At 68.1% G+C, this 14,763-nt stretch carries 13 protein-coding genes and 5 tRNA genes; 8 read left to right on the top strand and 10 right to left on the bottom strand.

All coding sequences use genetic code 11. The features are described 5' to 3' along the window. Nucleotides 1–84: 84 nt before the first annotated feature. The 5 genes from KOL93_RS06220 to KOL93_RS06240 all read right to left on the bottom strand — a co-directional run bounded on the left by KOL93_RS06220 (nucleotide 85) and on the right by KOL93_RS06240 (nucleotide 973). Nucleotides 85–420: an ankyrin repeat domain-containing protein gene (locus KOL93_RS06220; RefSeq protein WP_221584439.1), complete on the bottom strand. Its 336-nt coding sequence runs from the start codon at nucleotides 418–420 to the stop codon at nucleotides 85–87. A 155-nt stretch (nucleotides 421–575) separates the two neighbouring features. Beyond that, a tRNA-Gly gene (locus KOL93_RS06225) sits at nucleotides 576–648 on the bottom strand. 33 nt (nucleotides 649–681) lie between these two features. Next, a tRNA-Val gene (locus KOL93_RS06230) sits at nucleotides 682–753 on the bottom strand. 25 nt (nucleotides 754–778) lie between these two features. Then, nucleotides 779–849, bottom strand: a tRNA-Cys gene (locus KOL93_RS06235). 51 nt (nucleotides 850–900) lie between these two features. Then, nucleotides 901–973 (bottom strand) — tRNA-Gly (locus tag KOL93_RS06240). Nucleotides 974–1,174: 201 nt separating this feature from the next. On the opposite strand from KOL93_RS06240, the gene KOL93_RS06245 reads away from it, so the two are divergent. The 3 genes from KOL93_RS06245 (at nucleotide 1,175) to KOL93_RS06255 (ending at nucleotide 2,324) form a co-directional block, all read left to right on the top strand. Then, nucleotides 1,175–1,248: transfer RNA gene (locus KOL93_RS06245), tRNA-Val, on the top strand. 495 nt (nucleotides 1,249–1,743) lie between these two features. Continuing rightward, nucleotides 1,744–1,893, top strand: a complete 150-nt coding sequence (locus KOL93_RS06250) for a hypothetical protein (protein WP_221584440.1) — start codon at nucleotides 1,744–1,746, stop codon at nucleotides 1,891–1,893. Beyond that, the gene (locus tag KOL93_RS06255) at nucleotides 1,890–2,324 is read left to right on the top strand and encodes a hypothetical protein (protein WP_221584441.1); all 435 of its coding nucleotides are present in this window, start codon (nucleotides 1,890–1,892) and stop codon (nucleotides 2,322–2,324) included. Before KOL93_RS06250 ends, KOL93_RS06255 begins: the two co-directional genes overlap by 4 nt. A gap of 115 nt (nucleotides 2,325–2,439) precedes the next feature. Here the strand turns inward: KOL93_RS06255 and KOL93_RS16150 are convergent, their stop codons facing one another. The 3 genes from KOL93_RS16150 to zapE all read right to left on the bottom strand — a co-directional run bounded on the left by KOL93_RS16150 (nucleotide 2,440) and on the right by zapE (nucleotide 5,628). After that, nucleotides 2,440–2,799 (bottom strand): type II toxin-antitoxin system PemK/MazF family toxin, encoded by a 360-nt coding sequence (locus KOL93_RS16150; RefSeq protein ID WP_374107111.1) that lies wholly within the window; start codon nucleotides 2,797–2,799, stop codon nucleotides 2,440–2,442. A 304-nt stretch (nucleotides 2,800–3,103) separates the two neighbouring features. Then, the gene (locus KOL93_RS06265) at nucleotides 3,104–4,381 is read right to left on the bottom strand and encodes an ammonium transporter (protein WP_221584443.1); all 1,278 of its coding nucleotides are present in this window, start codon (nucleotides 4,379–4,381) and stop codon (nucleotides 3,104–3,106) included. Between the two features lie 206 nt (nucleotides 4,382–4,587). Beyond that, entirely contained in the window at nucleotides 4,588–5,628 is a 1,041-nt protein-coding gene (gene zapE, locus KOL93_RS06270) for a cell division protein ZapE (protein WP_221584444.1), read from the bottom strand. 66 nt (nucleotides 5,629–5,694) lie between these two features. On the opposite strand from zapE, the gene KOL93_RS06275 reads away from it, so the two are divergent. After that, a complete protein-coding gene (locus tag KOL93_RS06275; RefSeq protein ID WP_221584445.1) occupies nucleotides 5,695–6,135 on the top strand; it encodes a SufE family protein in 441 nt (146 codons plus the stop codon). Here the strand turns inward: KOL93_RS06275 and KOL93_RS16335 are convergent. Next, nucleotides 6,120–7,310, bottom strand: coding sequence for an alpha/beta hydrolase family protein (locus KOL93_RS16335; protein ID WP_308291554.1), 1,191 nt, complete (start codon nucleotides 7,308–7,310; stop codon nucleotides 6,120–6,122). The two genes, KOL93_RS06275 and KOL93_RS16335, sit on opposite strands and share 16 nt — an antisense overlap. Nucleotides 7,311–7,335: 25 nt before the next feature. Between KOL93_RS16335 and KOL93_RS06285 the strand changes: the two genes are divergently transcribed. From KOL93_RS06285 to KOL93_RS06300, 4 genes are all read left to right on the top strand, one after another. Continuing rightward, entirely contained in the window at nucleotides 7,336–7,914 is a 579-nt protein-coding gene (locus KOL93_RS06285) for a DUF3000 domain-containing protein (protein WP_221584446.1), read from the top strand. Nucleotides 7,915–8,018: 104 nt separating this feature from the next. Further along, the gene (locus KOL93_RS06290) at nucleotides 8,019–9,200 is read left to right on the top strand and encodes an HRDC domain-containing protein (RefSeq protein WP_308291555.1); all 1,182 of its coding nucleotides are present in this window, start codon (nucleotides 8,019–8,021) and stop codon (nucleotides 9,198–9,200) included. 76 nt (nucleotides 9,201–9,276) lie between these two features. Continuing rightward, a complete protein-coding gene (locus KOL93_RS06295) occupies nucleotides 9,277–10,488 on the top strand; it encodes a thiolase family protein (RefSeq protein ID WP_221584447.1) in 1,212 nt (403 codons plus the stop codon). Between the two features lie 8 nt (nucleotides 10,489–10,496). Continuing rightward, on the top strand, nucleotides 10,497–12,635 hold the full coding sequence (locus tag KOL93_RS06300; protein ID WP_221584448.1) for a 3-hydroxyacyl-CoA dehydrogenase NAD-binding domain-containing protein: 2,139 nt from the start codon (nucleotides 10,497–10,499) through the stop codon (nucleotides 12,633–12,635). An 80-nt stretch (nucleotides 12,636–12,715) separates the two neighbouring features. Here the strand turns inward: KOL93_RS06300 and dxs are convergent, their stop codons facing one another. Continuing rightward, a complete protein-coding gene (dxs, locus tag KOL93_RS06305) occupies nucleotides 12,716–14,683 on the bottom strand; it encodes a 1-deoxy-D-xylulose-5-phosphate synthase (RefSeq protein ID WP_221584449.1) in 1,968 nt (655 codons plus the stop codon). Nucleotides 14,684–14,763: the final 80 nt, after the last annotated feature.

Below are 14,763 nucleotides of genomic sequence, written 5' to 3' on the forward strand. Positions count from 1 at the left end.
CGACGTTGCGGTCGGGGTGCAGATCGAATCCAGTGCTCACCCATCCATCCTATGACTGCGTCGCGCAGCCGCCATCGCGTTCTCTCAGACGGCGGGGAGGGTACGGCCGTACATCGCGGCGGTCGCCCGAACGGTCGGAGATCCGGCGTCCGGGTCGGCACCGGCGCGCAGCAGGGTCAGGATCAGATCTTCGTGCCCCTTGAACACGGCGCCCGCGAGCGGCACGAGGCCCTTCGCGTTGGGGCGATTCACGTCGGCGCCCCGCGCGACGAGGCCCCGCACCAGCTCCGCATGGCCGTGGTACGTCGCGAGCATGACGAGCGTGTCGCCGTTCTCATTGGCCTTGTCGACGTCGAAGCCGTCGTCGATGGCCTGGAGGAGCACCGGGTCTCCCGTACGCGCGAACTCGAAGAGATCCATGGGATCAGTATCTCTGCTCACCGCGCTCGGGAGGATAACGATCCCGAAGCGGATCGAGCGCGGATCCCCGGTGCCGGTCTGTCGCACGCGCTGCGATGGATGTAAGAAGGCCCCGGGTCGGAGCGACTGCTCTGACTCGGGGCCTTCTTCTTTCGAGCGGATGACGAGACTCGAACTCGCGACCCTCACCTTGGCAAGGTGATGCGCTACCAACTGCGCTACATCCGCCGATACGAAAGCCCCCGTCGTGCGGGGGCTTCGTGCGCGATACTGGGATCGAACCAGTGACCTCTTCCGTGTCAGGGAAGCGCGCTACCGCTGCGCCAATCGCGCTCAATTGAGCTGTTCAGTTTTTACGAGGTGGCGACGGGATTCGAACCCGTGTAAACGGCTTTGCAGGCCGGTGCCTAGCCTCTCGGCCACGCCACCGTGGGGATCGAACCCGCGTGCCGAGCCACCCGAAGGCGCTCTGTGCACTCGAGCGGATGACGAGACTCGAACTCGCGACCCTCACCTTGGCAAGGTGATGCGCTACCAACTGCGCTACATCCGCATTTCTGTCCCCAGCCTCTTGCGCCGGGCACTTGAAATACATTAGCCCACATCCGACCGCCCGCAAAACCTGATGCCGCCGCCGGGCGTGTCCGCGCATGCGCGACGCGGATCCGACATCCCCGGCCGACGTGTGCGTTCTTCCCCGTGCCGATCATCCTGTAGTATCGGTGCTCGTGCCGAACGGCGCACAACTTCACACGGGCGATTGGCGCAGTTGGTTAGCGCGCTTCCTTCACACGGAAGAGGTCATGGGTTCGAGTCCCGTATCGCCCACCGAGAGAAACCCCGGCTCGCCGGGGTTTTTTGTTTCCCCGGAAGGCGTCGGAGGCCCGATTTTCGGCCTGTACCCATCCAAATACCCATACGGGCTGAAGACAGCCCGATCGCTTCGCCCAGGCCGTGCAGGGCCTGCTTGTGCCGCAGCATGAACAGCGCCGCGCGCGAAGGTCGCCGACCCGCTCGTCACTACTCACCCGGTAGCGTCACCTCACTCACACCCGCGACCGCAGCCACGCACCGAGCTCACCACTCCCCCAGAACGTGATGCGTGCAGCACCTCACGTGCCCGTGCGATCTTGCGGCCCGCCGGACCCTGCCGATGTGATGCACACGTGTCGCCGTTCCCGTCGTGATCAGCGGCACAGCAAAGGTGCTCCTGGAGGCGTGCGGACCGAGCTCGCCTCCTCCTCCCTGAGCATCAGTTCGTCGCGCACCGTGTCGAACTCGACAACGTGTCACTCTCCCAAGATGAAGGCAGGACAGACGTTCGTGGCGCACCCGGTTGGCGAGCGCTACCGTTACAAGGTTCGCCAGAAGACGTACAACCTCCTGACCTATTCGGTCCTGGCCGTGAAGACCACCGGATGGAAGTACGCGTTCAACCCCAAGCGCAACCACATCTACTGCACAGTTCGATGACATACCGATCCAGAGCCAGCCGAGTCATCGTCGCGACGGTCGTCGCGGCGATGACCGGCGGTTTCCTCGTGGGGTGCGCAGGCGACAGCAAGGAAGCCGAACCCGTGAAAAACGAGTGGCCCTCGCTCGTGGGGGAACCGATGTCCGCCGTCGCGCTCAAGGAGCTCGCCAACGACAACGAAGGTGTGCTCTACGTTCAAGACGCGTCGGTTGTCCTGGGCAAGGAAGCGTCGTACATGCCCATCGAGTTCGGGAACCCGAAGTGGACGATCGTGGGCGCGTGCGGAAACGGGAAGACGTGGGAGACCTCCACCGCGGTCGAGCTCGCCGTAGTTCCCACTCCCGAGGATCCCTCGAAAATCCTAACGATGGTCGACGCCGGGGACTTCGACCGATCGATCACCTGCGATGGCAGGAAGTATCACAGCTAGATCGGGGCAACACGCCTAGAGCCCGATCGCCTCACCAAGGCCGTGCATCTCGCCCGCGTGCGCGTTGCCGTGGCGGGATGGACGCAGTTGTCACCGTCGGCCTGCGCGACCTCGGTCAGGCCCGCCACCCGAAGCGCTGCTGCAGCGCCCCGGCGACCCGTGTGAATCGGTCGAGGTCGAGCGTGGCCGCCTCGCGGCGCATGCCGTCGACATGGACCGAGTAGAGCTGGTCGAGATCGACCCATGACGGCCGACCGCGCGAATCCCATGGCCCCGAGCCGAGTGCGACGTACTCGCGGTCGTCGTGCTTCTCCTTGCTCGTCAGCTTCACGGCGTAGACGCGGTCGACGCCGTTCCTCCCGACGACGAGCACCGGGCGATCCTTGCCGCGGCCATCCTTCTCTTCGTACGGCACCCAGGCCCAGACGATCTCGCCCGCGTCGGGAGCGCCGTCCGTGCGAGGAGCGTACGCCAACGTCACCCCTGCGACCCGCGGGTCGACCTCCACAGTCTCCGTCCCGCGCGCCGGGGCCGCCCCCCCGGCGGCCCCGGCGCGACGACGGGACTCTCTGGCTCGGGGTATGACGGCTCGTCCCGTGGGATCCCCGGAGCACGTCGCGCATGGCGCGGAACCCCTGCCGCAGGATCCTGTTCCACATTCGTCTGTTCGACACGAGCTCAGCTTAGAGACGGCCGCCCGGTCCACCGCGCCGCGGGGCGTCACCTCCGCATCGGAGGTGACGCCCCGCGGCGTGCTCGACCGGGCAGGGGCCCGGCGATCAGCGCACGGCGAGCGCGTATCCCTCTTCGCCGTGGACCGTGACATCAATACCGGCGATCTCGTCCTCGTTCTTGACGCGGAAGCCGATTGTCTTCTCGATCGCGAAGCCCAGCACGAGGGCCACGACGAACGAGTAGACCAGCACGGCAACCACGCTGATGAGCTGCACGATGAGCTGCTCGGGGCCACCGCCCGTGAACAGGCCCGTGTCGATCGCCGCGAAGCCGAGGTAGAGGCATCCGATGAGACCGCCCACGAGGTGGACGCCGACGACGTCGAGGGAGTCATCGTAGCCGAGCTTCCACTTCAGCTCGATCGCCAGGGCGCAGGCGACACCGGCGATCAGGCCGAGGATGATGGCGGCGAGCGGGGTGATGTTCGCACACGCGGGCGTGATCGCGACGAGACCGGCGACAGCACCAGAGGCGGCACCGACGGACGTGGACTTGCCGTCCTTGAGCTTTTCGACGATGATCCAGCCGACGATGGCGGCCGCCGGGCAGACCAGGGTGTTGAGCACGAGGAGCCCGGTGCCCGCGTTGCCCTCCGGCACGCCGAGCGGGGCGGCCACGACGCCGGCGTTGAAACCGAACCACCCGAACCAGAGGATCGCGGCGCCGAGCATCACGAGCGGCACGTTGTGGGGCTTCTGAATGCCCTTCTGGAACCCGACGCGCCTGCCGAGCACGAGCGCGAGAGCGAGCGCGGCCGCACCGGCGTTGATGTGGACGGCGGTTCCACCGGCCCAGTCGATGACCTCGACGCCCGAGTCGGGGAACATCATCGAACCGAGGTTGATGATCCACCCGTCGACCCACACCCAGGCCGCCACCGGGAAGTAGACAAGGGTGGCCCAGATGCCGGCGAACAGCATCCACGGCCAGAAGCGCGCGCGGTCGGCGATCGCGCCGGAGATGAGCGCGACCGTGATGATCGCGAACGTCGCCGCGAAGGCGACGTTGACCATTCCCGTGCCGTCGGCGTCTTCAACCGCCAGGCTGTTCAACCCGAAGTCAGCGAACGGGTTGCCCGCGAATGCGGTCGGACCGGAGATCTCGCTGTACATGTTGAAGCCGTACAGCACATAGAGCACCGCGATCAGGCCCATTGCGCCGAAGCTCATCATCATCATGCTGACCACGGACTTGGCCTTGACCAGGCCCCCATAGAAGAAGGCGACGCCGGGCGTCATGAAGAGCACCAGCGCTGTGGCCATCATCAGCCACGCCATGTTTCCGTCCGCGCCTGCCGCGGTGAGCAGTTCTTCCTCAGACATTCGGTTCCTTTGCGATTCGGGTGATCAGGACACCGGTCAGCTGCAGGTCGACATGGAGCGCTCGACCGGGTGACCCCATCGTCGTGGGGCGGCGTTACCCGAGCAGTGCTGAGGAGGTTACGACTGGATTTCGCGGACCGGCCGCACGTAAACGCTGCGTTACGCGCGACGACCGGACCCGCGAACGGGACCGATGGATCCGCTTGTCACGCGTGGGTCGAGGCGACGAGGCGCGAGATCGCGCGCAGGTACTTCTTGCGATAGCCGCCCGCGAGCATCTCGTCGGAGAAGACGTCGTTCAGAGCGGTGCCCGTCGCCCGCAGCGGCAGCTGCGCGTCGTACACCCGGTCGATGAACGCGACGAAGCGCAGCGCCTCCGACTGGTCGGTGAGCTGACGCACCCCGCGCAGACCGACGGCTGCGACCCCGGCGATGAGACGGATATAGCGCGAGGGATGGACGTCGGCCAGGTGGGCGATGAGTTCGTCGAACGCGTCCTCGGAGGCGGTGCCGCCGTCGCAGGCGGCACCGAGCGCGGAGAGGAAGTCGGCATCGTCCGTCACGACCGCTCCCCCGTCGAGCGAACGCTGGCGGAAGTCGACGCCGTCGATGCGGATCGTCTCGAAGCTGTCGGACATCCCCTGGATCTCCCGCAGGAAGTCCTGCGCCGCGAACCGCCCCTCTCCGAGCGCGTTCGGCGGCGTGTTGCTCGTGGCGGCCAGACGGGTTCCCGTGCGCACGAGCTCGCCGAGGAGACGCGTCATGACCATCGTGTCGCCGGGATCGTCGAGCTCGAACTCGTCGATGCAGAGCAGAGCGGATCCCGACAGCAGGTCGACCGTGTTCTTGTATCCGAGCGCGCCCACGAGCGCCGTGTACTCGATGAAGGAGCCGAAGTGCTTTCGGCGCGCAGGGACCGCATGGTAGATCGCGGCGAGCAGGTGCGTCTTGCCGACGCCGAATCCGCCGTCGAGGTAGACACCGGGCTTCGTCTCGGGGGTCGCGGGCTGCCGCTTCCTGCCGAAGGAGAACAGGCTCCCCCGCTTGACGGGAGCCGATCCGCCCGTCGCGAAGCTCTGCAGAGTCTCCTTCGCGTCCTGCTGCGACGGATACGCCTCGTCGACGCGATATGTCTCGAACGTCGCGTCATCGAACTGAGGCGGCGGTACGAGACTGTCGAGCATCTCCTCTCCCGTGAGCTGCGGGTGGCGCTCTGAGAGACGGACGATCGTGGCGGCAGAAGTCATCCTTCACAGCTTAATGCGCGCCCGCCGCCTGGCCCGTCCGCCCATGATCGTCGTATCGTGGCGGTGATGATGACTTCCGCTCTCCCTGCCTCCCTGGCTGAGATCCGCGACGACCTCCTCGACATCGACGAAGCCGACCGGCTCCCGTTCCTCGTCGAGGTCGGCGACGAACTGCCTGAAGTCCCTGCTGAGTACCGCGAGGATCCGTCGCGCACGGAACGCGTCGAGGAGTGTCAGTCCCCCGTCTACATCGCCGTCGAGGTCGACGACGAGCGCCGCGTGACGCTGCACGCGATCGCCCCGGCGGAGGCGCCGACGACACGCGGCTTCGCGAGCATGCTCGCGCAGGGTGTGCGGGGGGCAACGGTCGAGTCGGTGCTCGCGATTCCCGAGGACTTCCCCCTCACTCTCGGCCTCGGCTCACTCGTCTCACCGCTGCGCCTCGCAGGCATGGCGGGCATGCTCCGTCGCACGCAGCGACAGGTGCGCGCTCAGCAGCGAATCTGATCCGCCAGCCATCCGGTGATCGTCCGCGCCCACCGATCCTCGTCGTAGTTCCAGAGCTTCGTGTGGCGTGCGCCCGTGTAGGACACGAACGTCACGAGGTCGGGGCGCGCCTCGGCGAGCCCGTGCGATGCCCCGGAGGGCACGAACCCGTCGTCATCGCTGTGCAGGAGAAGGATCGGATGGCGCAGCTCGTCGGCACGCCTCACGATGTCGAGGTCGTCGAGCGAGATCGCGTTTCCCGACCGGACCACCCGCGACCACGACCGCAGCGTCAGCTGGCGCAGCGCGATGTGCGTCACGGGTGCGGGCACACGGAGGGCGCGCGCCTGGAAGTCGAGGACGAGACGCCAGTCGACGACAGGCGAGTCGAGGATCACCGCGGCGATCACGTCGGGGTGCGACGTGTTGAGAACGGTCTGGAGCACGATCGCGCCGCCCATGGACCACCCCATCAGGACAATGCGGCGCGCGCCGCGCTCGCGGGCGTACTCGATCGATGCCTCGATGTCGCGCCACTCGGTCGCGCCGAGGCCGTAGCGGCCGGAACCGGACCTCGGCGCCTCTCCGTCGTTGCGATACGAGACGGCGAGCGTCGTGATGCCGGCATCGCGGAACACGGGTGCCGAACGGAGGACCTCGGACCGTGTCGTGCCGCGACCGTGCACGACGATCGCCCAGGTGTCGTTCGCCGAGGATCCGCGGGGCGGGAACAGCCACGCGGGACACGCGCCGACCGGTGCGGGAATCGACACCTCGGAAAAGGGGATGTGCAGCTGGTCCGGCCGGGTGAAGTACCAGCCGCTGAATGTCGCATCGCGGCCAATTCTCTCCGCGGGTGAGACGTGCGTGAGAAGTTTGCGGGTGACGGTCGCGTCGGTCGTCGCATGCACGGACCCCAGCTGCAGATAGTCGCGCGCCCCGTTGACGAACAGTCCGTACCGCCCGGGCAGAACGGTGTCCGGTGTGCGGTTCAGCGTAATCGTCTGAGCCGTGCGGTCGAGACCCACCACCTCGGTATCGGCGATGCGACGCGTGAGCGGGGTCACCGCCTGCCGGGCGACGGCGAAGGCGACGAGCGTGCCGCCCACGACGATGCCCGCCGTCGTCGCCGCCGCGATGGTCGCGGCTTCGACGAACCGCCCTCGCGCGCTCGCGGCGTGCCTGAAACCCCTCACCACATTCCCAGCCTAGTCTGACCGCGTGGCCAGAGACGGGCGAGTTGAGAGCGGATTCGAATCCGCTGCCGATGCGCTGCGAGCAGCGTCCCACCGTTCCGACCTGGTGGTGCGAGAGATTCCCTCGCCTGGCGACATCGCGCCCTTCAGCATCGCCTTCGCGGGCGATGTCCGCCCGGACTCCCACGGCGATTCGCCCTACGGAACCGGGCGCTTCATCCTGTTGCACGACCCCGACGAGCCCGAGGCGTGGGGCGGACCGTGGCGGGTCGTCACGTTCGCGCAGGCTCCGCTCGAGCCCGAGATCGGCACGGATCCACTTCTTGCTGATGTCGCGTGGTCGTGGCTGACCGATGCGCTCGCCTCCCGCGGGGCCGCATACCGCGCCATCTCGGGGACTGCCACGAAGACCGTCTCGCGAGGCTTCGGCACGCTCGCGGATCAGGGCGACGGATCGCAGATCGAGCTCCGCGCGTCCTGGAGCCCGGAGAGCCCGTCGGAGGCGCACATCGAGGCGTGGGTCGAGCTCGTGTGCATGCTCGCGGGGCTTCCTCCCGGCTCGGAGGACATCGCGGTCCTCCGAGCCGGGCCGCGTCACCCCTGACCACGGCCGCCTGCGCATCGCGAGACAATGGGTTCATCCCGTCCACAGCCGCCGCGTGGCTACTCGCCCGCGCCGCACGAAGGAGAACCGTCATTCCGTACCGCGTGATCGACACCGCACAGGGCCTCGCCGAGGCCGCCCGCGCACTGGCTGACGCCGCGGGACCCGTCGCTGTCGATGTCGAACGGGCATCGGGATTCCGGTACTCGGCCCGCGCCTACCTGATTCAGGTGTTTCGTCGCGGCGCCGGGGTGTTCCTCTTCGACCCGCCCGCCGTCGGCGACTTCGGACCGCTTCAGGAGGCGATCGGCGACGCCGAATGGGTGTTCCATGCCGCCAGCCAGGACCTGCCGTCGCTGCACGAGCTCGATCTGGTGCCGACGTCGATCTTCGACACCGAGCTGTCGGCACGGCTGCTGGGATGGCCGAAGGTCGGACTCGGCGCCGTCGTCGAGCGCACCCTCGATATCGTGCTGAGGAAGGAGCACTCCGCCGCCGACTGGTCGACCCGCCCGCTGCCTCAGGACTGGCTCGAATACGCCGCCCTCGACGTCGAGCACCTCCTCGACGTCCGCGACGCCGTGGCCGCCGAGCTCGACGAGACGGGCAAGCGCGAGTGGGCCGAGGAGGAGTTCGAGGAGGTGCGCACACGACTCCCCAAGCCGGCACCGGCCGAGCCGTGGCGTCGACTCGGCGGCCTCCACAAGGTCCGCGGGCGGCGCAACCTCGCCGTCGCGCGTCAGCTGTGGACGGCGCGAGACGAGTTCGCGCGCGCCGAGGATGTCTCGCCCGGGCGCCTCGTCCCCGACCGCGCCCTGATCGCCGCCATCCTGGCGCAGCCGCGCAGCAAGAGCGAGCTCACCGGGCTCAAGGCGTTCACGGGACGTGCAAGCCGATCGGAGATCGACCGATGGTGGAAGGCGTTCGTCGACGGGCGCGAGATCGAGGAGCTCCCCCTCGAGCGCGTGCCGACCGACGCGCTCCCGCCCGTCCGGGCCTGGGCAGGACGACGCGCCGACGCGGATCGCCGGCTCAAGGCCGCCAAGCCGGCCGTCGAGGCGCACGCGGAGTTCCTGTCGATGCCGACGGAGAACCTCCTCACCCCGGATCATCTCCGACGAATCGCCTGGCAGCCGCCCACGTCTCTGTCGATCGAGACGGTCTCCACTGCGCTGCGTGACCTCGGGGCCCGCGAATGGCAGATCGCGCAGACCGCGCCGATCATCGCGCTCGCGTTTGTTCAGGCGGCGCAATCACCCGCCGCACCCGCCGAACCGGCTTCGTAGGATCACCCCAACTGACTCGCCTTCGACGTGGAGGATCCCTCTAGGCTGGCTACGCACACCAACCTCAGGAGGCAAAGTGGCCCAGCTGACGGATGTCTATTTCGTCGATGGCGTACGCACCCCGTTCGGTCGCGCAGGCGACTCCGGGATGTACGCGAACACCCGCGCCGACGATCTCGTCGTGAAGGCGCTCATCGGACTGATGGAGCGCAATGGAGGCGTTCCGAAGGATCGAATCGATGACGTGGCGATCGCCGCGACCTCGCAGACGGGCGATCAGGGACTCACCCTCGGACGATCTGCCGCGATGCTCGCGGGACTCCCCGAGACGGTTCCCGGCCTCGCGATCGATCGCATGTGCGCCGGCGCGATGACGGCCGTCAGCACGATGGGCGCGTCGATCGGCGCGGGAATGTACGACCTCGCCATCGCGGGCGGCGTCGAGCACATGGGGCACCACCCGATCGGGGCGAACGCGGACCCGAATCCGCGCTTCGTCGCCGAGCGCCTCGTCGATCCGCAGGCCCTCAACATGGGCGTGACGGCCGAGCGCCTGCACGATCGCTTCCCGCAGCTCACCAAGGAGCGCGCGGATCGCTTCGGCATGCTCAGCCAGCAGAAGGTGCAGGCCGCGTACGACGAGGGCAGGATCCAGCCCGACCTCGTTCCCGTCGCGATCTCGGATGCAGACGGCGCCTTCGGACTCGCGGCGGAGGACGAGGGCCGTCGGCCGCAGACGACCATGGCGGATCTGGCCGGGCTGAAGACGCCGTTCCGCCCGCACGGGCGCGTCACGGCCGGCACGTCCTCTCCTCTGACGGACGGCGCGACGATCAGCCTGCTCGCCGGCGGAGCCGCCGTGAAGGAGCACGGGCTCGCCCCTAAGATGCGCATGGTGTCGTTCGCCTACGCGGGCGTGCAGCCCGAGGTCATGGGAATCGGCCCCATCCCCTCGACGGAGAAGGCGCTGGCGAAGGCGGGCCTCGACATCGCCGACATCGGACTGTTCGAGCTGAACGAGGCGTTCGCGGTGCAGGTGCTGTCGTTCCTCGACCACTTCGGCATCGACGACGAGGACCCGCGCGTCAACGCCTGGGGCGGCGCGATCGCCCTCGGCCACCCGCTCGCCGCCAGCGGTGTGCGCCTCATGATCCAGCTGGCAGCGCAGTTCGCCCTCCGCCCCGACGTCCGCTACGGCATGACGGCGATGTGCGTGGGGCTCGGGCAGGGCGGCACCGTGATCTGGGAGAACCCCCACTACACGGGCAAGAAGGCGAAGAGGAAGTGACCGGCGCGATGACCGACTACAGCACCATCGACTTCAGCGAGCTCGAAGCCGCCTCGGCAGACGAGGTCGTGACGCACTCCCTCACGCGCGACGTCGCGCTTCCGAGCGGCCGCACCCTCGCTCTGATCACTCTTCACAACGGACACGACCATAAGCGGCCCAACACGCTCGGCCCGCTCACGCTGCGTGAACTCGGCGAGACGCTCGACGCTCTGCGCGAGCGCGCCAGCGCCGGTGAGATCGACGCAGTCGCCGTGACCGGGAAGCCGTACATCTTCGCCGCCGGTGCCGATCTGTCCCAGATCGGCGCGCTCAAGGAGCGCAGCAACGCGCTCCTGATCGCGCAGCGCGGTCACCAGGTGTTCGGCAAGCTCGGTGACCTCGGCGTGCCCTCGTTCGCCTTCGTCAACGGGCTGGCGCTCGGCGGCGGGCTCGAGGTCGCGCTCGGCGCCGACTACCGGACGATCGACTCGTCGGCCGCGGCCGTCGCGTTCCCCGAAGTCTTTCTCGGCCTCATCCCGGGCTGGGGCGGTGCGACCATCCTGCCGAATCTCATCGGCATCGAGAACGCCCTCGAGGTCATCATCTCGAATCCGCTCAAGCAGAACCGCACGCTCAAGCCGCAGCAGGCGTACGAGCTCGGCATCTTCGACGCGATGTTCTCTCCCGCCGCCTACCTCGAGGACTCGCTCGCCTGGGCCGACAGAGTCATCTCGGGCGAGGTGACCGTCGAACGCAAGAATGTCCCCGGGCGCATCGAGCGCGCCACGAAGTGGCCCGCAGCGATCAAGATCGCTCGCGGCATGCTCGAGCAGAGGATCGGCACCGTTCCGAAGTCCCCCTACCGTGCGCTCGACCTGCTCGACAAAGCTGCGAAGGGCTCGAAGGAAGAAGGGTTCGCGCGCGAGGACGAGGCGCTGGCGGATCTCGCCGCCGGCGACCAGTTCGCTGCGTCCATGTACGCGTTCGACCTCGTGCAGAAGCGTGCGAAGCGCCCCGTGGGTGCCCCCGATGCGTCGCTCGCGCGCCCGGTGAAGAAGGTCGGCGTCGTCGGCGCCGGTCTCATGGCCAGCCAGTTCGCGCTCCTCTTCCTACGCCGTCTGCAGGTGCCCGTGGTCATCACCGACATCTCGCAGGAGCGCGTCGACAAGGGACTGTCGTACATCCGCGACGAGATCGCGAAGCTCGAGGGCAAGGGCCGGCTCGATGCCGATGCCGCGAACCGGCTTCGCGCGCTCGTGACGGGCACGACCGACAAGACCGACTTCGCCGACTGCGACTTCGTGATCGAGGCTGTCTTCGAGGAGACGGCGGTCAAGCAGGAGGTCTTCCGCGAGATCGAGCAGCACATCGACGCCGACGCGATCCTCGCGACGAACACGTCGTCGCTGTCGGTCGAGGAGATCGGATCCGTCCTCGCGCACCCCGCGCGCCTCGTCGGATTCCACTTCTTCAACCCGGTCGCCGTCATGCCGCTCATCGAGATCGTGCAGACGCCTCAGACGAGCGAGGAGGCGCTGTCGACCGCATTCGTGACGGCGAAGTCGCTCAAGAAGAACGCCATCGGGTCCGCCGATGCGCCGGGCTTCATCGTCAACCGCCTGCTCGCCAAGGTCATGGGCGAGGCGGCGCGCGCCGTCGACGAGGGCGCGGCTCTCGTCGACGTCGAGAAGGCGTTCGCCCCGCTCGGACTGCCGATGGGGCCGTTCGAGCTCATCGACCTCGTCGGGTGGAAGGTCGCGGCCCACGTGCAGGACACGATGGTGACGCACTTCCCGGAGCGCTTCTATGCGTCGGAGAATCTGCACCGACTCGCCGAGATCGACCAGCCGCTGGAACGCGACAAGAAGAAGCGGATCACGGGCTGGACGAAGAAGGCGAAGAAGGCGCTCGAGATCGGCGAGACCCCCGCCACGGCCGACCAGATCCTACAGCGCGTCGAGGACGAGCTCGCGAGGGAGATCCGCATCATGCTCGACGAGAAGGTCGTCCCCGAAGTCGAGGACATCGACCTCGCGCTGATCCTCGGCGCAGGCTGGCCGTTCATCGACGGCGGGGCCACGGCCTACCTCGACCGCGTCGGCGCCTCCGAGCGCGCGACGGGGCGCACGTTCCACGACCCCGTGATCCGGGGTGTGGTCGGCTGATCAACCGCAGAAGCGGCCAGTGCACCTCACGGGAGGAGGAGCGCTGGCCGCTTCTGCGTGTCGGGTCGCCGGCCTCCGCCTCAGCGCGACGAGCGCCGCACGTGGGAGGCCCCGGCATCCGCTTCCTCGCGCGCGCCGCGTGCGGATCCGCCCTCCGGCCGAGCGACGGGAACGCGCGTGCCCAAGACCTGGGCGACCACGTCATGGGCGATCTTGGCCGGCATGAGGCCCGCGTCCTCGAGGATCTCGCCGCGCGACGCATGGTCGATGAAGGCGTCGGGGAGGCCGAGCTCGTCGACCGCGGTGTCGATGCCGGCTTCACGCAGCACCTGGCGCACGCGCGTCCCGATCCCGCCGACACGGATCCCGTCCTCGATCGTGATCACGAGACGATGGCGCCGGGACATCTCGACGATCGAACCCGCGACCGGCACGACCCAACGCGGGTCGACGACGGTCGCGCCGATCCCCTGCGCCCGGAGTCGTTCTGCGACGTCGAGCGCTGTGCGCGCGAAGGGGCCGATCCCGAGGATCAGCACGTCCTCGTCGCCGTCGCGGAAGAGGACGTCGACGCCGTCGTCGGTGCGCTCGATCTGGTCGATCCGCGCGGCCACCGCGCCCTTGGGATATCGGATCACCGTGGGTGCGTCATCGACGGCTACGGCTTCGTCGAGCTCCTCTCGGAGCCGCTCGGCGTCGCGCGGCGCCGCGATGCGCACGTTCGGGACGATGTGCAGGAGAGCGAGATCCCACATTCCATGGTGGCTCGGGCCGTCAGGGCCGGTGACGCCCGCTCGATCGAGCACGAAGGTGACGCCCGCTCGATGGAGGGCGACGTCCATGAGGACCTGGTCGAACGCGCGGCTCACGAACGTCGAGTACAGCGCGACGACGGGATGGAGACCTCCGTATGCGAGGCCCGCCGCCGAGGTCACGGCATGCTGCTCTGCGATTCCGACGTCGTACACACGCTGCGGGAAGCGCTCCGCGAACGGGGCGAGGCCCGTCGGTCGGAGCATCGCGGCCGTCATCGCGATGACGTCCTCCCGACGTTCGCCGATCTCGACGAGCTTCTCGGAGAAGACATCGGTCCAGCCGATCGCCGACGCGCCGAGCGGCTCCCCCGTGATGGGGTCGATCTGTCCGACCGCGTGGAACTGATCCGCTTCGTCCTCGCGCGCAGGCTCGTAGCCGCGACCCTTCTCGGTGATCACGTGGACGATGACGGGCGCGCTGTACGACTTCGCGAGCTCGAGCGTCTCCAGCAGGGCCGGCAGATCGTGCCCATCGATCGGGCCGAGGTACTTGATGTCGAGCTGGGCGTACAGCGCGGAGTTGTTCGTGAGCCGCGAGAGGAACCCATGCGTGCCGCCGCGCACGCCGCGATAGAGAGCGCGTCCGACCTTGCCGAGGCGTCGTGCCAGCTTGCCCGACTTCGCGTCGAGGTCGCGATAGGTGGCCGCCGTGCGCACGCGGTTGAGATAGCGCGCCATGCCACCGATCGTCGGAGCGTAGGATCGCCCGTTGTCGTTGACGACGATCACGAGGTTGCGATCGTTGTCGTCGGTGATGTTGTTGAGCGCCTCCCACGTCATGCCGCCGGTGAGGGCGCCGTCGCCGAGCACCGCGACGACGTGCCGATCGTCGCGGCCGGTGCGGGCGAACGCGCGCGAGATCCCGTCGGCCCAGCTCAGCGAACTCGATGCGTGCGACGATTCGACGACGTCGTGGGCGCTCTCAGAGCGCTGCGGGTAGCCGGCGAGGCCGCCCCTCGATCGCAGGTCGGAGAAGTCCTGGCGCCCCGTGAGGAGCTTGTGCACGTACGACTGGTGTCCCGTATCCCAGACGATCGGGTCCGATGGCGACTCGAAGATCCGGTGCAGCGCGATCGTCAGCTCGACGACCCCGAGGTTCGGTCCGAGATGGCCACCCGTACGCGCGACATTCTCGATGAGGAACGCGCGCACCTCCTCGGCGAGCTGGGTCAGCTGGCGCGAGGACAGGCGATCCAGGTCCCGCGGCGAGGCGATCGAATCAAGCAGACTCATGGTGTCGAGACTACGCCGTCGCTCTGAGAAGTTCAGGGAACGACGAGAGCCCCTCGCACCGATCGGCGGTGCGAGGGGCT

The sequence above is a fragment of the Microbacterium salitolerans genome (genome assembly GCF_019720895.1).
GTDB lineage: Bacteria > Actinomycetota > Actinomycetes > Actinomycetales > Microbacteriaceae > Microbacterium.